Consider the following 18,130-nt stretch of genomic DNA (forward strand, 5'->3'; position numbering starts at 1 on the left):
CGACATCTGCCGCGACGATCCCGCTCTCGGCTACCCGCTCGGCACCCGCGACCAACTCGCGGCGGTGGCCGCCGCGCACGCGGGGACGGTCGTCGATGTCGAAGCGGATGTGCGCGACGTCGAAAGCCTCGGCGGCGCAGTCGAAATCGCGCTGGACAGGTTCGGCCGGCTCGACGCGGCCGTCGCCGCCGCGGCCGTCATGACCGGCGGCCGGCCGTTGTGGGAAACCACCCACTCCGACTGGGAGCCCATGTTCGACATCGGCGTCCACGGCATCGCCAACCTCGCGAGGGTCGCCATCCCCGCGATGCTCGCTCGCCCCGAACCTCGCACCGGCCGCTTCATCGCCCTCGCCTCCGCCGCCGCCCATCACGGCATGTGGCATCTCTCCGGCTACAACGCGGCCAAACACGCCGTCGTCGGTCTGATCAAGGGACTCGCTCACGACCTGCGCGGCACCGGCATCACCGCCACCGCCGTCTCCCCTGGCTCCACCCGCACCGCCCTGCTCACCGAAACCGCCCGCATCTACCACCTCGACACCGTCGAGGAATTCGCCTCTCACCAACTCCTCGACCGCATCCTCGAGCCGGACGAGGTCGCCGCCGCCATCGCATGGCTGTGCACCCCCGAATCCGCCGCCGTCACCGGAACTGTGGTGCACGCCGACGGCGGATTCCTGGGATGACTGCCGAAGCGCTCGAGCGGCCGGATGTCACAACTCGGTGCCCCCCCACCGTCCACCACACGTTCGGCGCCGGTGGTGTAGGTCGCGTCACTCTCGATTGCGCTGACGTAGCCTGTCGGTACTTCTGACCAATCGACCGGATTGGAGTGCGGTGACACATCCGCCAGTATTGGTACTCGGAGCTACGGGGGGACAAGGCGGCGCCGTTGCCGACGCATTGCTGTCGCGCGGGGTGGCGGTGCGCGCGATGGTGCGCGATCCGCAGGGTCGTAGGGCGCAGCAGCTCGATGAGCGCGGCGCGGAACTCGTGAGCGGATCGCTGGACGACCGGGCCGCGCTCGCGGCGGCGATGGCGAATGTCGCGGGCGTGTTCGCCCTGACCACACCGTTCGAGACGGGTGTGGATGCGGAGGTCCGGCAGGGGCGGGCGATCATCGGGGCGGCCGGCGATGCGGGGGTGCCGCATCTGGTGTTCAGTTCCGTGGCGTCGGCGGACCAGAACACGATGATTCCGCATTTCGAGAGCAAAGCGGTGATCGAGCAGGAACTCACGGCCAGTGGTCTGCCGGCGACCGTCGTCGCACCGACATATTTCTTCGACAACGCGCTCGGCGGCCGCCGGGAGCTTCTCGACGGCGTGCTGGAGCTACCCATACCTTCCGATCGCCCGCTTCAGCAGCTTGCGCGAGAAGATCTCGGGCAGTTCGTCGCTCATGTACTGCGCGAGCCGGACCGCTATCTCGGCGAGCGCGTCGAACTGGCCGGCGACGCCCCCACACCCGCCGACATGGCCGCCGACATCGGTGACGCGCTGGGCCGGCCCGTCGTCCATCGGCAGACGTCGCTCGAGGCCATCGGCAATCCGGATATGCACGCCATGTGGGCATTCCTCGACGCCGGCGGCTACCGCGTCGACATCGAGGCTCTGCATCGCGCGACGCCCGAGGTCGAGTGGACGTCGTTTCGTAGCTGGGCGCTACGGACCCTTCCCGCGGTAGCGGCGGAATCTCCTCGCAATCCGTGACTCGAATCGACATCGACAACGAAGGGACCATCGATATGTCGGAGACGAATTCCACCGCGTGGCCGCGGTTGCGGGTTGCGGAGTGGGCGCAGACGCGGGAGACCCTGCATATGTGGATGCAGATCGTGGGGAAGGTTCGGCTCGCGCATGCTCCGTTGTTGAATCACTGGTGGCAGGTCACGCTTTTCGTGAGCCCGCGGGGGCTGATGACGCCGGCGATTCCTTACGGTGATCGGCTGTTCGATATCGAATTCGACTTTCTCGCGGATCGGTTGGTGATCCGCGCCGACACCGGCGATATGCGCAGTGTGGCGCTCGCACCGAAAACTGTGGCGCAGTTCTACGCCGAAACCATGCAGGCGCTCGACGAGCTCGGGTTGCGGACGCGGATTCAGGGGCGGCCGAACGAGGTCGATCCGTCCATTCCGTTCGCCGAGGATACCCGGCACGCCTCCTACGATCCGGAGTCCGCGCGAGCGTTCTGGCGCCAGCTCGTGCATGCGAATCGCGCGCTCGGCGAATTCCGTTCGGGATATGTCGGCAAGTCCAGTCCGGTGCATTTCTTCTGGGGCGCAATGGATCTCGCCTATACCCGATTTTCGGGGCGAACCGCGCCGGAACACGGCGGCGGTGCGCCGCACTGTGCCGATTGGGTCATGGTGGAGGGGTATTCCCACGAACTCAGCAGCTGCGGATTCTGGCCCGGCGGCGGCGAGGAAGGCGCGTTCTACGCCTACGCATATCCCGAACCCGAGGGCTACCGCGAGCGGCAGCTGCAGGTGCCGGGGGCGGGCTACGACGCCGCGCTGGGGGAATTCGTCCTTCCGTACGAGACCGTGCGGACGGCGGATGATCCGAACGCCGTGGTCGCGGCCTTTCTGCGCGAAACATATGCGGCCGCAGCCGAATTGGGCCGGTGGGATCGCGCCGAACTCGAATGCGATCCGCATCGGTGGGCCGAGAAGAAAGCGGCCGCGCCCTGGTCGCTGCGCTGACGGACGCGACACAGCGCCGCGGCCGGCTCGCACCGATGCGAGCCGGCCGCGGGGTCCGACGCGCTACACCCGCACGGCGAAGCGGAGCTTACGTCCCAGGGTGTGCGGTTGCGCCTGGGAGATGATCATCTCCTGGACCCGTTCCCGGCTGGTGCGGACGAACTCGACCGCCTCCTTCACCGCCACATCGATATCCATGACGGTCGGAATGTCGAGCACCTTCACGATCTGCTCGAGCCGCTGTTCGGGTGTGCCGCGCACGGTCACCACGGGCGCCCCCAGCTCGCTGATGGTGTGCAGCAGTTTGCTGTCGGAGATCGCACGGTAGCGCTCGTCCACCGGACGATGTCCGTCGGGATCCATCGGCACCTCCACCGGAAGGTGGAAGAAGATGTCGTAGCCCTTGCGGGCGCGCTGGCGCGCCATCTCGCCGTAGGCGTCCAGGTAGCGCCGGAAGAACGGGCGGCCCGGCAGGGTCACGGTGTTCTTGACGATCTTGTGGAAGCGGGTGGACCCCGGATTCGGGCCGGTGATCAGGCGGGTCGCACCGTAGACCCATTCGTTGAGCACCGATCCGTCCGCGATGAAACCGTTGCCCTGCGCCTCGAGCAACGTCTCGGCCTCGATGCGCAACTCCAGGCGGCGAAAGCCCAGCGCCATCAGTTCGGTGGTGTTCAGATCCTGGAAGCGCATCCCGGGGAAGAATTCGGTCACCACCTCGCGCGCCGAGGAGGCGTCGACCCGTGGGATGCCGGTGAGCAGCGCCAGCGCGGTGGACGTGGTCGTCTTACCGGTGGAGTACGTGCCGGAGACGACGATGCGCCGATAGTTTGTTCCGGACATGGAAAGCCTTTCGAGAGAGGTTTTTTCGAGATCAGGCCGGTAGCTGGTGGGCGAGGTCGTAGCGGATCGAACAGCCGGCGAATTCCGACTCCCAATTCGAGATCCGCCATTTACCCCCGCCGAATCCCAGAACCATCGAGCGCGCCATCCGCGTGGTCGCCGAACCCGGCGTGTACGGCGGCGGGGGCGCCTCCGCCCGCGCGGTCATCCGGCGCATCCACAACGTCTCACTGTCCTTGCGGGCGATATTGTCCAGCTCGTACAGCACGACCTGCGACAGTTGCGCCAGGATCACCGTGGCGTCGACCAAGGTGATCGAGGGCTGGTAGAAATCGGCGACTCCGGTGCCCGACGCGTCCGAATCCTCCAGCGAGAGAGTGAATTCCGCACTCGCGCTGGTCCCCTCGCCGTCGAGGCGGATATCGCGCAGGTACTGGCTGCGCCCGTAGACCGGACCGTGCGAGTAGCCGCCCACCGGCTCGGCCACCGTCCGCGCCGGACCCGGCGCCGGGAACCGGGGTGGGGTGGGCAGCGCAACAACGGCCTCCAATTCCATTGTGCTGCCGAATGATCCGGAAATGGTCAAGGTATTCGCCGTACTGCCCGTGACGGCCGCCTCGATCGGGAACCGGTCCAGGTTCTCGGTGGCGACCGTGCCGCTGCTGAATTGCACGAACGGCATCCAGCACCGGCTGATGTCGGCATCGCTCAGACCGCACTCGCGCAGGATCACCGCCAGCAGCCGGTACCCGAAGATCGAACAGTCGATGCTGCTCAGATGCGGGGTGAGCACCCGGGTGCTCTTCTGCGACCAGTCCAGCGGGTAGCGCACCCCGGCGACGGCGGTCAGTGCCGGCCCCGTCGGCCGCGGCTCGACGGTGATGTCGAAGATCTCGTGGCCGATGCGCTTGTAGCCTTCACCGAAGAATCGGCCGGTCCGATCTCCGAGCACCGTATCGATATCGGGATAGGCGATCTGTCCGGTACTCATGCCGCATCCGCCTCGTCGTCGGGATCGTCGGCCGGACCGGCGGCGACGATGGCCACCGGTTCGCTCGCGGAGCTTTCGCCGAACCGCTCGACCACCCGGGCCGCGATGCCGCGCAACGACAGTCCGCGACTGAGCTCCAGCGCGGAGATCTTCACTTCCAGTGACTTCTCGGCACGAGCGCCGAATTCCATGGCCATGAGCGAATCCATTCCCACATTGGTGACCGGTTCGTCGATATCGACCGTCTCGACGGCGACGCCCAGCACCACTGCCAACTGCTCGGCGAGCTGGCGGGCCGCGAAATCGGCGCGCTGCTCGGGCGGCAATGCCATCACCTCGCCACGCAGACTGCCCTGCCCTTCACCGCCGACACCGGCATCGGCCAGCAGTTGCCGGAAGCGCCGGGTCTCGACCGAGGGCCGGGCGCCGCTCGCCCACACACCCCAGTCGATATCGGCGACCGCGACCTGCGCGGTGTCCAGCGCGAGGCATTCCGCGAGCAACGCCGTCGCGCGATCCATATCGATCGGGCGAAAGCCCAGCATCTTGACGTACCCGACGAGCGCCTCACTGCCGTCGGCCATACCGCCACCGGCCATGAAGCCCCAGTTCACCGACAGCGCCGCGGCACCACGTCCACGCCGGCTCGCGGCCAGACCGTCGAGTGCGGCATTGGCCGCCGCATAGCCGACCTGCGGTGTGATGCAGCCCAGCGCGCTGATCGAGGAGTAGAGCACGAACATGTCGGGTTCGATCCCGGTCGCGGTGAGTGCGCGGTCGAGGTTGTAGGCGCCGCGCACCTTGGTGAACAATCCGCTCAGCGAGTCGCGCGTGATCTGCGGAATCGGCAGATTGTCCACGACACCGGCGGCGTGGAAGATGCCCCGCAGCGGCGCGGTGCTCCGAATCCGTTGCAGCAGTGCGACGGTCGCGGCGTAGTCGGCGATGTCCAGGCGTTCCTCGACCACCTCGATGCCCGCCTCGGTGAACGCCGCCACCTGGGCGACGGCCTGCGGCGTGACGGCGCCGTGCCGGCCCACCAGTACCAGCCGCCGTGCTCCCGAGCGGGCCAGCCAGCGAGCGGTGGCCAGACCGAATCCGCCGAATCCACCGGTGACCAGATAGACCCCGTCCGGGTCGATCACCGGATGCCCGAGTGGTGGCCGCACCGCGGGCTCCTGCTCCCGCATATCGATCACCACGCGACCCACATGCTGTGAGCGCGCGACACTTTCGAACGCGGCCGGCAACTCCGACGCCGGATACGCTGTATAGGGCAGGTAGCGGTAGGTGCCGTCCTGCAGCCGCTGCTGCGCGATCCGCAGCGGCGCCCGCAGAATTTCCGGATCGTGGGCCAGCGCCCGGTCCATATCCACCGCGAAGAAGGTCAGGTTGCGGTCGAACGGGGCCAGGTCGATCACACCGCCGCCGTAGATGTCGGCCTTGCCGATATCTACGATCCGGCCGAATTCCGCTGCGACCCGGAAGTTCTGACGCAGGATCTCACCCGGCGCGGAGCTGTAGACCACATCGACGCCACGGCCACCGGTCAAGGCCGCGATCTCGTCGGCGAACCCCGCGGACCGCGAGTTCAGGACATCGTCGACGCCCAGCTGCCGCACCTGATCGCGTCGCGATTCCGTACTGGCGGTGCCGATGACGCGGGCGCCGATGTGCTGGGCGACCTGCACCGCGGCCATTCCCATGCCGCCGGCCGCACCGTGCACGAGCACGGTCTCACCGGGTTGCAGCCGCGCCAGCGTCCGCAGACCGAAATCCGCTGTCAGATAAGGCAATCCGGAACCACAGGTGAGCGGATCGTAGCTCTCGCCGGGATCGAGCCGATGCGGGAGCGAGGCGCCCGCGTCGACCGGCATCGTCACATAGCGGCGCAGGATGTCGCCCGCGCACAACATCATCCGGTCACCCACGGCGACCTCGTCGACATCCGCCCCGACCCGGGTCACCACACCCGAGCCCTCCATACCGACGGTCATGCCGAAGTAGGTGTCGCCGAGTTCCTTCTCGGTCAGCACGCCCAGGACCTTCATCGCGTCCTTGTAGTTGAGACCGACGGCATCCATCCGCAGTTCGACCTCGCGCGGTCCGGGCGCGCGCCGCGGGGATTCGCGCAACGCGAGATCCGACAGCAGCCGCGAACGCGGAATCTCGGCCTCGAATCCGGCTTCCGGATCGGTGAGCGGCCGGGCAGTATCACGCTGCCGCAGATAATCGTCCAGATTCTGCGCGATCCGCACGGCCCAGGGGGTGCCCGCGCGCACCGCGATCTCGTCACCGATGTCGTCGGCGACAACCAGTGCGCGGCAGTCGTCCCAGCCCGCCCCGTCGAGGTCCAGCAGACGCCATCCGGCCGCCGGCTGCTCGTTGAGCAGCGCCCGTCGCGCCCCGACCAGCGCCCCGTGTTCGGGATGAGTGGCCGTGTCGGACGGCGTGCACAGGGCGTGCTCGGTGATCACCACGCACCGCAGATCGGTCGAATCGTCCTCGGCGAGCAGCGCTTCCACTACCGCCGCGATCCGCGCGAGGGCGTAGACGGTGCCGTCGGCGGGCGCATCACCGCAGGCCACCACGGCGACGTGCCGGGGACCGGTTGCCGAGGTGAGCGCCGCACGCAGCCGCTCCTCGTCGATCTCGTCCACATCGGCGAGCACCACACTCGTCGCCGAGTCCGCGCCGGCCAGGGCGGCGACCCGTTCGGCGGTATCGGCGCCGATGCCGATGACGACCAATCCTGCTGTCGCCGAAGGCAACTCTCCGTAGTCGACCTCTTCCCACACCTGCTGGTAGAACACCCCACCCAGTTGATGGACCACATCGGGCCGCACCGACACCGGGCGGAACTCCACCCCGGTCATCCGCATCGACACCGCGCCGTCCTCGTCGAGGATGGCGATATCGGCGCGCAAGGGATCGGTGCCGCGCCGGGTGACGACCACCCGGGGCCGCTGCGGCAGCGGGGCCAGCAGGCGGACGCTGCCGATGGCTGCGGGGACGATCGCGCCCGCGTCGGGACCGCTGTCGGCGGCCAGCGCGGCGACGCACTGCAACGCCGCGTCCACCACCGCGGGATGAGCCAGGTGCGGGTGGTCCGGATTCGCGGGCGCATCGCCGGTGACGCTGGCCAGCACGGTATCGCCGCCGATGACCGCGGAGACGATGCGCTGGAACGCCGGGCCGTAGTCGAGACCGCGCGCGGCCAGGCCCGTGTACAGGTCGGCGCCGGCCACCACGGCCGCTCCCTCGGGCGCGCCGAACGGTTCGACCGCCGTGTCGAAATCGGTTTCGACGAGCCGTCCGACCGCGTTGCGGGTCCAGACCTCGGCCGAGGCCGGGCGGGAGTGGACGGCGAAACGCCGCGTGCTCTCCTCCACCGTGACGCGCAGGACGGGGACGTCGTGTTCGTCGATCACCAGCGGTGCGACGAATTCGATGTCCTCGAGCCCGATCCGGCTGCGGCCCGTCCGCTCGGCCGCCGCGCTGAGGGCCGCGTCGAGGTAGGCCGCGCCGGGCAGCACCACATGGCCGTCGACGACATGATCCGGAAGCCACGGCAGTCGCGACACCGACAGCTGCACTTCCCATTCCGATCCGGCGCCGGCCGTGGTCTCGCCCAGCAGCGCGGGGCTGTTCGCGGCGCCGAGTTTGTCGCGCGTCGTGATCGGCTCGTCGTGCCACAGCCGCTTGCGCTGCCACGGGTAGCTCGGCAGCGCGACATACGGCGACCGCGCCGCCTCCGGATGTCCGGGGACCCTGGTGCCGTCGAGGGAACCGGCGACATACAGGTCCGTCACCGCCTGCAGGATGTGGCGGCGGTCGTCGCGGTCGCGCGAGAGCGTGCTCACCGCCGCGCCGACCACACCGCGGTGGATCAGCAGCTCGCGGATATTGCCGCTGAGCACCGGATGCGGCCCGACCTCGACGAAGACCCGATGTCCGGCGTCGAGCAGGCTCGATATCGCGTCGGCGAAGCGTACGGGTTCGCGTACGTTGCGGCACCAGTAGGCCCCGGTCCACGCGGTGCCCTCGAGCGCGTCGGCGGTGACCGTCGAATAGCTGGGCACGGTGGCCGCTCCCGGGGTCAGCTCCGCCAGCGCGTCGGCCAGATCCGCCAGAATCGGATCCATCAGATGGCTGTGATAAGGCACCTCGACTCGCAGCATGCGCGCGAAAGTCCCTGTCGCCGAGAGCATATCGCGCAGCATCTCCAGATCGGCGCTGTCGCCGGCGAGAGTGACCGCGCTGGGGCTGTTCACCGCCGCGATCGAGATGCCGGGGCTGTCGGCCAGCAAGGTCCGGACGTCCGCCTCGGGCATGCCGACCGCGAGCATGCCCCCGGTTCCGGCGGTGGTGGCCTGCAATCGGGACCGGTGATAGCTGACCAGGACCGCGTCGCGCAGCGACAACGCGCCCGACACATACGCCGCGGCGACCTCTCCGACACTGTGACCGACGACCACGGCCGGACGCACGCCGTACTCGGCGAGCTCGGCGGTCAACGCCACCTGCAGCAGGAAGTTCGCCGGTTGCGCGACGGCGGTCTGCGCGACCTTCGAATCCTGCTCCCCGGCAAGCATTTCCGACAGAATCGACCAGCCCGCCACCGCGGTGAATTCCGCGTCGACCTCGCGGGCCACGCGGGCGAAGGTGGTGTCGCCGGTGAGCAGTTCGCGGCCCATCCCCCACCACTGCGGGCCCATACCGCTGTAGACGAACACCGGCTCGACCGAACCGTCGCCGACCGCGCGGGCGGGCGCCTTACCCGCACCGGATGCGAAGTCGTGCAGCTGAGTACGCAGATCCTCGGCATCGCGGTAGACGAATCCGGTGCGCAGCGAATGGTGCGCGCGCCGGGTCCACAGCGCCGCCGTCACCGAGTCGACGGTGTCGTCGTGCAGGGTTCGGGCCAGTTCCGCCGCGGTCTGGCGCACCGCGGCCTCGGAGCGGCCCGACAGCGGCGCGATCCGCGGTACGTCGAGTCGTTCGGGGCTTGCGGCCGAAGCCGGCGCCTCGGTCAGAATCACGTGGGCGTTGGTGCCGCCGTAGCCGAATCCGTTGACCGCGACCGCACGCTGCCCGGGGGTGCCCGGCAGCGGCTCGCTGTCGAGCGGCACCCGCAGGCGCCATTCGTCGAACGCGATCTCCGGGTTGGGATTCGACAGCGAGAAGTGCGGCGCGACCGTGCCGTGGTGGAGGGTCAGCGCGGCCTTGATCAGGCTCGCCACCCCCGCCGCCGCTTCGGTGTGGCCGAAGTTGCTCTTCACCGATCCGACCGGCACCGCGGCGGTCCGCCCGTCGACGGCGCCGTAGACCTGACCGAGCGCCTTCATCTCGATCGGGTCGCCGACCGCGGTGCCGGTGCCGTGTGCCTCCAGATAGCCGATGTCGCGGGCCGCGATGCCGGACTCCTCGCGGACCTGCGCGGCGAGTTGTTGCTGGGCAACGGGATTCGGCACCGGAATGGCCATAGTCCGGCCGTCCTGATTGACGCCGGTCGCGCGGATCACCGCGTAGATCCGGTCCTTGTCGCGTGCGGCGGCATCGACCGTCTTGAGCACCACCGCGCCGGCCCCTTCGGCCCGGCCGTAGCCGTCGGCGCCGGCCTCGAACGTCTTGCAGCGGCCGTCGACGGACAGGAACCGGCCCTTGCACATGGAGATGAAGGTTTCCGGCTGCAGCATCGCATTGGCGCCGCCGACGATCGCGGTCTCGCACTCGCCGGCGATAATCGCCCGCACCGCCAGATGAGTGGCCACCAGCGACGACGAGCACGCGGTGTCGACGGTCAGGCTCGGCCCGTGCAGATCCAGCAGATAGGAGATCCGGTTGGACAGCAGCGTGTGCGAGGCGCTCATCGCGGTGTGGTTGTTGATCGCCGACCGCACCAGCGGCCCGCTGCGCCCGAGCGCGTTGTCGAGGATGAAGCCGCCGACATAGACACCCATCCGGCCGCCGGACACCCGCCCGGCCATCCCGGCGTCGTCGAGCGCCTCCCAGGTGACCTCCAGCAGCAGCCGTTGCTGCGGATCGAGAATCGCGGCTTCGCGCTGGGCGATGCCGAAGAAGTCGGCGTCGAAGTCCCACAGCGGCTGGGTGAGGAAGCCGCCTCGGCGGGTGTACATCCGGCCGGGTGCGTCCGGATCCGGGTCGTAGTACTTATCGATGCTCCATCGGTCCGGCGGAATATCCACGATTCCGTCGCCGCGCCCGAGCAGGAAATCCCAATAACCTTTCGGATCGGAAATGCCACCGGGAAAACGGCAGCCGATACCTACTATCGCAATGTCGACCATTGTCACTCCTGGCTGTGAACAGTGCCCGAATTCGTCGGGACGAACCGCGGCGTTGTCCAAATTCCGGACACCTGTACCGGATGCGTGCAGCTTATGGTGTGCGATTCGGAGCGGTCAACGAATTCCGAGCGCACACAAATGCGCGAGGCGCCGGTGCGTACCGGCGCCTCGCGCATTTTTCTGTCGGTCAATTCTGTACGGGAACGGGATCCGGCCCCGGCCGGGCCCGGGAATCCGGATCCGGCCCGCCCTCGAGTCCGGCCGGCAACCGCCGCAGCCATGTCGGCCCCCACCAGTTGGCCGCGCCCAGCAGGCGCATCAGGGCCGGAACGAGGATGCCGCGGATCAGGGTGGCATCGCTGAGCACCGCGAGCGCCAGTCCCAGGCCGAACAGCTGAATGAAGGAAACCCGCGAGGTCACCATCCCCGCGAAGGCGATCGTCATGAGCAGTGCGGCGGCGGTGAAAATGCGCGCCGTGCGGGCCACGCCGATCGCGACCGACCGGGTGTTGTCTCCGGTCACAATCCATTCCTCACGAATTCGAGAGAGCAGGAATACTTCGTAATCCATCGAAACACCGAAGGCCAGACAGAACATGAGAATGGGCATGGTCGGAACCAGAAATCCGGTAGGCGTGAAACCGAATATTGCCGACAGATGACCTTCCTGAAAAATCCACACCATCGCGCCGAATGTCGCCGACAGCGACAGGGTATTCAGCAGCAACGCCTTGACCGGAAGCCACACGCTGCCGGTGAAAGCCAGGAGTACGAGCAGGGTCGACACGGCGATCAGGCCCAGCGCGAGCGGCAACCGAGAGGTCAACGCGTGCACCGAATCCGCGTTCTCGGCCGCGGCGCCGCCGTAGAGTGCCGGGCTCGGCGGGGGCACGTCACGAATCCGGTGCAACAGATCGTTGCCCGCCGGCGACGACGGGTCGGCCTCGGTGCCGACGCGCAGATAGGTTCCGGCCGGCGTGCCCATCCCGTCCGGCACCGCCGCGACCCGGGTTCCTTCGGCGAACACTCCCGAGGCGGACAACACCGAGGTCACGCCCTCGACCCGGGAGAGATTGGCGGCATAGTGCTCCAGCTCGGGTGAGACGAGGCCGTAGCCGGGCAGCGCCACGGTCACCGCCGCCATCGCATTCTCACGGAAGTCGCCGCGCAGCGCGTCACCGACCTCGTGACTGGACGCACCGTGCAGGACGCGGTCGTCGGCGGAGCCGAATCGCATCGAGAGGGCCGGCGTGCCCAGGACCAGCAACAGCGCCACCACCGCGACCGCGGACAGCACCGGCCGGCGCATCACCGCCCGCACCACCCGATACCAGCGGGTGTCGGCCGGCTGCGCGGGCACTCCGCTCGGTGCCGGTCGGCGAGCCCAGCGCCGCAACGGAACTCGCAGATCGAACCGGTGCAGGTGCGGCGCCGTCACCGCCAGCGCGGCCGGTACCAGCAGCAGGGTCGTGACCACGGCGGCGGCCAGTACCGAGAGCCCCGCGAAGGCCAGCGACCGCAGGAAATACAGCGGGAACACCAGCAGCGTGCACAGCGAAAGCCCCACGACCGCACCGGAGAACAGCACCGTGCGCCCCGCGGTCCGCGCGGTGCGCACGACCGCCGCACCGGTGTCGAGACCGGCCGCGCGTTCCTCGCGGAATCTGCTCACGAGGAACAGGCTCGAATCGATCGCCACGGCGAAACCGAGAGCGCTCATCATGTTCAGCGCGAAGATCGACACGTCGCCGAACTCGGCGAGGATGCGCAGCAGCGGCAGCGTGACCGCGATGGTGAACAGACCCACCGCCAGGGGTATCGCGGCGGCGATCACACTGCCGAAAACGATGATCAGCGCCAGCCCGGTCAACGGGACCGCGATCGCCTCGGTGACGATCAGATCCTTCACCACCTGCTCACTCATCTGATTCAACGCCACGGCCTGACCGCCCGCGAGTACGGTGACACCGTCGTAGTCACCGCCGATCCGATCGACGAGCGCGCCCGCACGCTGTGGTGCGGTGGTGTCGTCCCCCGCGACGTGCGCCAGCACCAGCGCCTCCCGGCCGTCTCCGCTGCGCAGCGCCGAGCGCAGATCCGGCGCCAGCTGCCAGTAGGACTGCACGGCGTCGACATGGTGGTCGGCGTGCAACTGCGCGACCACGCGTTCACCGGCCGTCCGTGCCGCTGCGGACTCGACTCCCCCGGGGGCGCGCACCAGCAGAACGACATTCGGCACGGCCGAGGGGAATTCGTCGCCCAGGAAGGACGACACACGTGCCGATTCGGTATCGGGCGGCGAGAACCCGCCCGTCTTCAGATGCGTCGGCGCGGTGGCGCCGAAGGCGATGCTGACGATGCCCACCAGCAGACATGCCGCGAGGACCGCGCGGGCGTGTCGGGTGGCGAAAGCGGCGACGGTGGACAGCATGTGCCGAACCTCTCGGGAGTGCGACGAAACGGATGCGGGGCGTTCAGATGGCGGTGTCGGAGGACTGGATCCGGTCCGCGAACGCACGCCACTCCCGCGCGTTGCGGCTGGCCAGCTCCGCGACGGTCGCGGCCAGATGCGGCGGCACCGCTTCGGCCACCCGCGGCCACATCTTGCGGTTCATGGAATGGGAATGCAACCAGCGCAACAGATCTCGTCCCTGCTGACTCGCCCGCATGGCCGGGTCACGGGTAAGTTTCTGCAGCAGTAGGGCATTGGTATCGGGCCCTTCGGCGGTATCGCCGTCCGAGCACAGACGCTCGCGCATCTTCTTCCGGATGGCGTGCGCGGTGCTGACCGACACATCGGCGGCCGCCGCCAGTGCGCGCAGCGGCATATCCGGTGAGGCCGTGAGCAATTCGATCACCTGCTGGCGCCGCCGGGAGGAATCCAGTGGCCGGGAACGGCCGTCGGCGCCGATCCGGATGTTCGACCGCGGAATTTCCCCGGTCGAACGCAATCTGATGCGCGCCACCGTCTTCGACGACAATCCGGTGCTGGTGGCGATGGTACGATCGGACAATTCGGGCATCGATTCCAGGATGCGCTCCGCGGCCGCCTTCCGGTCGGGCAGCGTCAGCGGAAGCCCGTGCACCACATTGGATTCGACGCCGCGCAGGAATGCCTCCGCGGCGCTGCCGTCGAAGAACAACACCTCGATATGGGTCATGCCCTTCATCCGCGCCGCATGCACGCGGTGCATCCCGTCGATCACCCGCATGGTCGCGCGGTGGACCAGGATCGGCGGCCACTGCGACTCGCTTTCGGCCAGCCGCACGATGTGGCGGCGATCCTCCCCGGTGGAACGCGGCGAATCCGCCGGCAGCAGCCGCTGCAGTTCGACTCGATAACACGCATCGGATGTCAGCGGCACCACTGCGCCGACGTTCGCTTTACGCTGAGCGGACATTCCAGCCCCCAAAAGAAGTTCGTCCGGAACGGGACCGGTCACCGATGACCGCAACCGGCCGTTCGAAACCCGGTGCCGGGCCGACCGATCGGTCACAGCGTAGGCGCGCCGGATGATCACGACTAGACTTTCCGAACAGAACGCTCCAGGAGTGCCCTCGCCATGACAGTCGTCGCCGAATCCGGCCGCGCCACCCTGCTCACCGCCGGCATGGTCGTAGCCGAACGCGAAGGACTACAGCGCCTTTCGATCAATGCCGTGGTCGAAGAGGCGGGCATGGCCAAGGGCACCTTCTATCGGCATTTCCCCAACCGCCACACCTACCTGGTGGCGCTGTATCGCCAGTTCTTCACGCTCATCAGCGCGCGAGTGGCGGAGGCGATCAGGGGGATGGCGCCGGGTCCGGACCGGCTCGCGGTCAGCGTCGACGCCTTCCTCGACGCCTGCCTGCACAGCTGCGGCACCGAGGCCTTCATGCTGCAAGCCCAGTCGGATCCCGGCCTGCGTACCGAGATCGCCCAGCGGCGCGAGGGTTTCCTCGCCGCCAGCCGACCCGATATGGTCGCGGTCGGCTGGTCCGATCCGGATGCCGCGTCGATGTTGAAGGTCGCGATGGTGCGCGAGATCTGCATCGCCGAACTCGACACCCGCGCCCCGCGCGCCGACCTGCGCGCCGCGGCGAAGGCGATGCTCGCCGGTCGCCCGCCGCGCTGACCCGGCGGCTACGGTGTGATGCCGTCGAACTGCATCACCCAATACGGATTGTTCGTGGTGGTATTCCATTGCGAGACATACAGAGTGATGTCCGTGAGTGAGCTCGATCGCGGGTGGATGTAGCCGCCGTAGAGTTGCGGGAAGGTACGAACCCAGAACTGCCACCACGGTGCGGAGGCGACGATCTGCCGTTTCGGCGACGTCCAGACGCGATCGATGGCCGGTGCGGTGCGGGTCGAGATGCAGGCGCCGGCGACGTCGAAGTAGGACATCACCCACGTCCCGGCGATGTTCTTCACACTCACCTCGCCGATCGGGCCCATACCGCCGAACAGCGGCGTGGGAGTGGGATTGCCCCACTGCCAGGCCGAACCGTTGTAGCCCCAGTATTCGTAATCGGCGCGGACGGCGATCTGCTGCCACGGCACGCGCATCAGGATCGGGCCGTTGCGATTGTGGCTGCGGCCCCACTCCTTGGAGACGATGTACAGATAGCCGTCGCCGTTGTTGTTCCCGATGCCGGCGAAGGACTGCATCATGAACGGACTCCAGCCGGCGTAGCCGTCACTGCCGTCGTTGGGCCAGACGGCCGCGTAATCGGTCCAGGTCGCGCCGTCGTCGTCGGAGTAGGCCAGGCCACAGAACAGCGCGCCGTATCGATCGTCGGGGATGCTCCAGTCGTGAACACTGGTGTAGGTCAGCCACGTCCGCCCGTTCGGATCGACGAACGCGTCGTTGGGAATGCGGCTGACCTCCACCCCGTAGCCGTTGTCGGCGTTGTGGGCGTAGGTGAGCGCCTGGCGCGCCTGCGCGCCACCGGGGGTCGCGGAAAAGGTGGTGGTGGCGTCCGGGAGGTTCGAACTGAACAGCAACACCGGCGAGCCGAGCCAGGTTCCGGACCCCTGACTGTCGCCGGTGAACGTGTCGCCGAAGACGAATCCCGACGCGCGCGGCGCGAAATGATCTCGGTCGTACGGGATTCCGAGATCGGTGCCACCTACACCGAATTGTCTGGCCGTACTTCCGGCGTACCCGGTGAGCGGAGTCCCCCAGTGCGTCGCCATCGCCGGCTCATGCCGGGGCGGCGAGCACGAACCGGGTCCATGCCGCGGCTCGGTTGGCGTTCTCGGTACACACCTGCCCGGTGGTCAGGTCGATGGCATAGACACAGCCGTCGGGGACCCCGCCGTTGAAGGTGGCGAACCAGGCCGTCGGCCCGGCCTGCGGTCCGGTACAGGATGCGACGTCGGCGAAAGCCCCTTCCGGGAACGCGATCTCGGCGGCCGTGGCGGTGGTGAGGGCGGCGAGGGTGCCGCCCGCGGCGGCCGCTGTCGCCGCCGCCCGGACCTGGGGCACACAGTCGGTGATCACGAAGAAGCGGCCGTTCGTACTGGCGATTGTCGGCATGCGAATACTCCGTCGGGGGCTTTACGGATGGGGAGGCTGGAAGCCGGGGATATCGAGTTTCTGCCCGATGGCCGCGATGGCGTCGACCAGGGACCAGCCGCCCAGTTGCGGCCAGCCGGTGCCCTGCAGGCCGCGCATCTGGATCCACTCGTCGCGGATGCGTCCGTCGGAGTCACGCGGCAGCGGTACCTGGGTGGGACCCGGCGGCGCCGCGAAGCCTGGCAGGCCGAGGGTCTGCCCTACGCTGGCGACACCGTCGACGAGCGTATGGCCGGCCAGTTGCGGCCAGCCGTTGCCGCCGATCCCCATGAACTGAATCCACATGTCGGTCACCGGATCCGGCGCCACCGTGCCGACCCCGACCTGATTGGCGAAATCCTCCGGGGAGAAGCCGTCGGCGGAGTTCATATCGCAGTTGCCGAACGGCGGTGCGCCCTCGGGCAGGCCGCCGCCGTAGCCCTGACCGTCGGTGTACTGGTGCGCGATCTGGCCGGGCAGGTTCGGATTGCTGCCGTAACCCGCGCCGATCATGTTGAGGCCGTCCGGGCGCACCGGCCACATGCTGTCGAAATCCGGGCGGTTGGCGTAGCCGATGACCCGGCGGGTCGAGCCCAGCCAATCGGCCAGCCGCCAATAGGCGCGGTTGATTCCGTCCGACTGATCCCCGCCGGGATTGCCGCCCGACTCCACATCGATCATCGCGATCATCTTCGGATGCGGGCCACCCGCCTGACCGACCATGCCCCGGTGGGTGTCGACGGTATCGAGCCAGTTCGGCCGCCAATAGAAGTAGACGATGAAGCAGGCGATGCGTCCGGAATCGGCGGCCCGGGCCGCCCAGGCATAGTTCTGATAGAAGTTGTGGTCCTGGTAGGTCCCGTCGTTGGAACGGAACGAGAAGAGCTGATACGGGTAAGAGTCGTCGACCGGCACTTGGAACTCGGACACGTCGGCGAAAAGGGAATCGACCATATTCCCCTCCAAGAGTCGACCGGTCCTCGGCAGGACCGGGTTTCGAGTGGGTGGCTATCTCATTGTCCGAGGCTACGCCTGTCCCGTCATCGATAGTGCGGTTCTCGTGACCGCGTCGTAATCGGCGGTCTCCCAACGAAACCCGTCGAAGATCGAATTACCGCCCCTCGGCGCCCGGTACGAGGGCGCGCACCCGCAGCTGGTGTGCAGTCATTTGTCCGTTACCGCACGCCGTCGCCGCATGGTCGAGATACAGCGATGCGGTGTTGTCGGGCGGGTAGATTCGCAGCCCCGCCACGTCGACGGGCCCGCACTGCTCGGCCGGAATGTTGTGCACGTCGACCGCGAACACCAGCGCCGACGCCTGGCCGCCGGGCGTCAGCGAGACCGGACCGGACGCGGTTCCCTCGCGGGCGGCCGGAGTGCCGACGGGTGCGCTGTCGGGGCCGGTGGCGTAGGAGACGCCCGGGAAACCTTCGAGGACACACGGGCCGGACCCGTTGTTGGTGAACACGATCGGAAACGCGACAGTTCCGGCAGCGGCGTTCGCGGGACCGAGCGCGGCCGCGAGATCGGATGTCCGGCATTGTGCCGCAACGGCATTCGCGGCGCGGGTGGGCGGGGTACCATCATCGGAAGGTACCGAACCCACGTGTAAGGCCGGGGCCGCGCTCGTATTCGGAGTGTCCGGCGCCGACTGGTCCGACCCGCAGCCGGCGACGATCACAGCCACGGCCGCGGTGAGCGACCACCACGCCATCCGCCTTCTTTTCACAACACCCGA

Annotated in this window: 13 protein-coding genes; 4 read left to right on the forward strand and 9 right to left on the reverse strand. The window is 68.2% G+C overall.

What is annotated here, in order from left to right; all coding sequences use genetic code 11:
* The 3 genes from NN2_RS14705 to NN2_RS14715 form a co-directional block, all read left to right on the forward strand.
* Positions 1 to 688, forward strand: a 688-nt coding sequence (locus NN2_RS14705; protein WP_063014021.1) for a mycofactocin-coupled SDR family oxidoreductase, incomplete at its 5' end; no start/stop codon positions are given.
* A 151-nt stretch (positions 689 to 839) separates the two neighbouring features.
* Positions 840 to 1,712: an NmrA/HSCARG family protein gene (locus NN2_RS14710; RefSeq protein WP_063014023.1), complete on the forward strand. Its 873-nt coding sequence runs from the start codon at positions 840 to 842 to the stop codon at positions 1,710 to 1,712.
* A 35-nt stretch (positions 1,713 to 1,747) separates the two neighbouring features.
* Positions 1,748 to 2,707 carry a DUF5996 family protein gene (locus NN2_RS14715; RefSeq protein WP_063014172.1) on the forward strand — a complete coding sequence of 320 codons (960 nt, stop codon included), beginning with the start codon at positions 1,748 to 1,750 and terminating at the stop codon, positions 2,705 to 2,707.
* A gap of 63 nt (positions 2,708 to 2,770) precedes the next feature.
* Here NN2_RS14715 and NN2_RS14720 read toward each other — a convergent pair whose 3' ends face one another.
* From NN2_RS14720 to NN2_RS14740, 5 genes are all read right to left on the reverse strand, one after another.
* Positions 2,771 to 3,550, reverse strand: coding sequence for an ATP/GTP-binding protein (locus tag NN2_RS14720; RefSeq protein ID WP_063014025.1), 780 nt, complete (start codon positions 3,548 to 3,550; stop codon positions 2,771 to 2,773).
* 31 nt (positions 3,551 to 3,581) lie between these two features.
* Positions 3,582 to 4,541: an AvrD family protein gene (locus NN2_RS14725; RefSeq protein ID WP_063014027.1), complete on the reverse strand. Its 960-nt coding sequence runs from the start codon at positions 4,539 to 4,541 to the stop codon at positions 3,582 to 3,584.
* Positions 4,538 to 10,852 carry a type I polyketide synthase gene (locus tag NN2_RS14730; protein WP_063910765.1) on the reverse strand — a complete coding sequence of 2,105 codons (6,315 nt, stop codon included), beginning with the start codon at positions 10,850 to 10,852 and terminating at the stop codon, positions 4,538 to 4,540. The genes NN2_RS14725 and NN2_RS14730 overlap by 4 nt, the downstream gene beginning before the upstream one ends.
* Positions 10,853 to 11,039: 187 nt before the next feature.
* On the reverse strand, positions 11,040 to 13,283 hold the full coding sequence (locus NN2_RS14735; protein ID WP_063014029.1) for an MMPL family transporter: 2,244 nt from the start codon (positions 13,281 to 13,283) through the stop codon (positions 11,040 to 11,042).
* 43 nt (positions 13,284 to 13,326) lie between these two features.
* Entirely contained in the window at positions 13,327 to 14,253 is a 927-nt protein-coding gene (locus tag NN2_RS14740) for a ParB/RepB/Spo0J family partition protein (protein ID WP_063910769.1), read from the reverse strand.
* Between the two features lie 162 nt (positions 14,254 to 14,415).
* On the opposite strand from NN2_RS14740, the gene NN2_RS14745 reads away from it, so the two are divergent.
* Positions 14,416 to 14,967, forward strand: coding sequence for a TetR/AcrR family transcriptional regulator (locus NN2_RS14745; protein WP_030518493.1), 552 nt, complete (start codon positions 14,416 to 14,418; stop codon positions 14,965 to 14,967).
* Between the two features lie 8 nt (positions 14,968 to 14,975).
* Here NN2_RS14745 and NN2_RS14750 read toward each other — a convergent pair whose 3' ends face one another.
* The 4 genes from NN2_RS14750 to NN2_RS14765 all read right to left on the reverse strand — a co-directional run bounded on the left by NN2_RS14750 (position 14,976) and on the right by NN2_RS14765 (position 18,106).
* Complete coding sequence (locus NN2_RS14750) at positions 14,976 to 16,031, reverse strand: glycoside hydrolase family 183 protein (protein WP_063014034.1); 1,056 nt, start codon at positions 16,029 to 16,031, stop codon at positions 14,976 to 14,978.
* Positions 16,032 to 16,038: 7 nt separating this feature from the next.
* Entirely contained in the window at positions 16,039 to 16,374 is a 336-nt protein-coding gene (locus tag NN2_RS14755; protein ID WP_063014036.1) for a PQQ-binding-like beta-propeller repeat protein, read from the reverse strand.
* A 21-nt stretch (positions 16,375 to 16,395) separates the two neighbouring features.
* The gene (locus NN2_RS38580) at positions 16,396 to 17,346 is read right to left on the reverse strand and encodes a glycoside hydrolase family 25 domain-containing protein (protein ID WP_227463010.1); all 951 of its coding nucleotides are present in this window, start codon (positions 17,344 to 17,346) and stop codon (positions 16,396 to 16,398) included.
* A 157-nt stretch (positions 17,347 to 17,503) separates the two neighbouring features.
* Positions 17,504 to 18,106, reverse strand: coding sequence for a DUF4232 domain-containing protein (locus NN2_RS14765; RefSeq protein ID WP_063014038.1), 603 nt, complete (start codon positions 18,104 to 18,106; stop codon positions 17,504 to 17,506).
* Between the last annotated feature and the right edge of the window lie 24 nt (positions 18,107 to 18,130).

Source organism: Nocardia nova NBRC 15556, assembly GCF_001613005.1.
Taxonomy (GTDB): Bacteria; Actinomycetota; Actinomycetes; order Mycobacteriales; family Mycobacteriaceae; genus Nocardia; species Nocardia nova.

Bases quoted from the DNA above. Each gene is read 5' to 3' on its own strand.
- NN2_RS14715 (WP_063014172.1), top strand. From the start codon at position 1,748: ATGTCGGAGACGAATTCCACCGCGTGGCCGCGGTTGCGGGTTGCGGAG.
- NN2_RS14720 (WP_063014025.1), bottom strand. From the start codon at position 3,550: ATGTCCGGAACAAACTATCGGCGCATCGTCGTCTCCGGCACGTACTCC.
- NN2_RS14725 (WP_063014027.1), bottom strand. From the start codon at position 4,541: ATGAGTACCGGACAGATCGCCTATCCCGATATCGATACGGTGCTCGGA.
- NN2_RS14730 (WP_063910765.1), bottom strand. From the start codon at position 10,852: ATGGTCGACATTGCGATAGTAGGTATCGGCTGCCGTTTTCCCGGTGGC.
- NN2_RS14735 (WP_063014029.1), bottom strand. From the start codon at position 13,283: ATGCTGTCCACCGTCGCCGCTTTCGCCACCCGACACGCCCGCGCGGTC.
- NN2_RS14740 (WP_063910769.1), bottom strand. From the start codon at position 14,253: ATGTCCGCTCAGCGTAAAGCGAACGTCGGCGCAGTGGTGCCGCTGACA.
- NN2_RS14745 (WP_030518493.1), top strand. From the start codon at position 14,416: ATGACAGTCGTCGCCGAATCCGGCCGCGCCACCCTGCTCACCGCCGGC.
- NN2_RS14750 (WP_063014034.1), bottom strand. From the start codon at position 16,031: ATGGCGACGCACTGGGGGACTCCGCTCACCGGGTACGCCGGAAGTACG.
- NN2_RS14755 (WP_063014036.1), bottom strand. From the start codon at position 16,374: ATGCCGACAATCGCCAGTACGAACGGCCGCTTCTTCGTGATCACCGAC.
- NN2_RS38580 (WP_227463010.1), bottom strand. From the start codon at position 17,346: ATGGTCGATTCCCTTTTCGCCGACGTGTCCGAGTTCCAAGTGCCGGTC.
- NN2_RS14765 (WP_063014038.1), bottom strand. From the start codon at position 18,106: ATGGCGTGGTGGTCGCTCACCGCGGCCGTGGCTGTGATCGTCGCCGGC.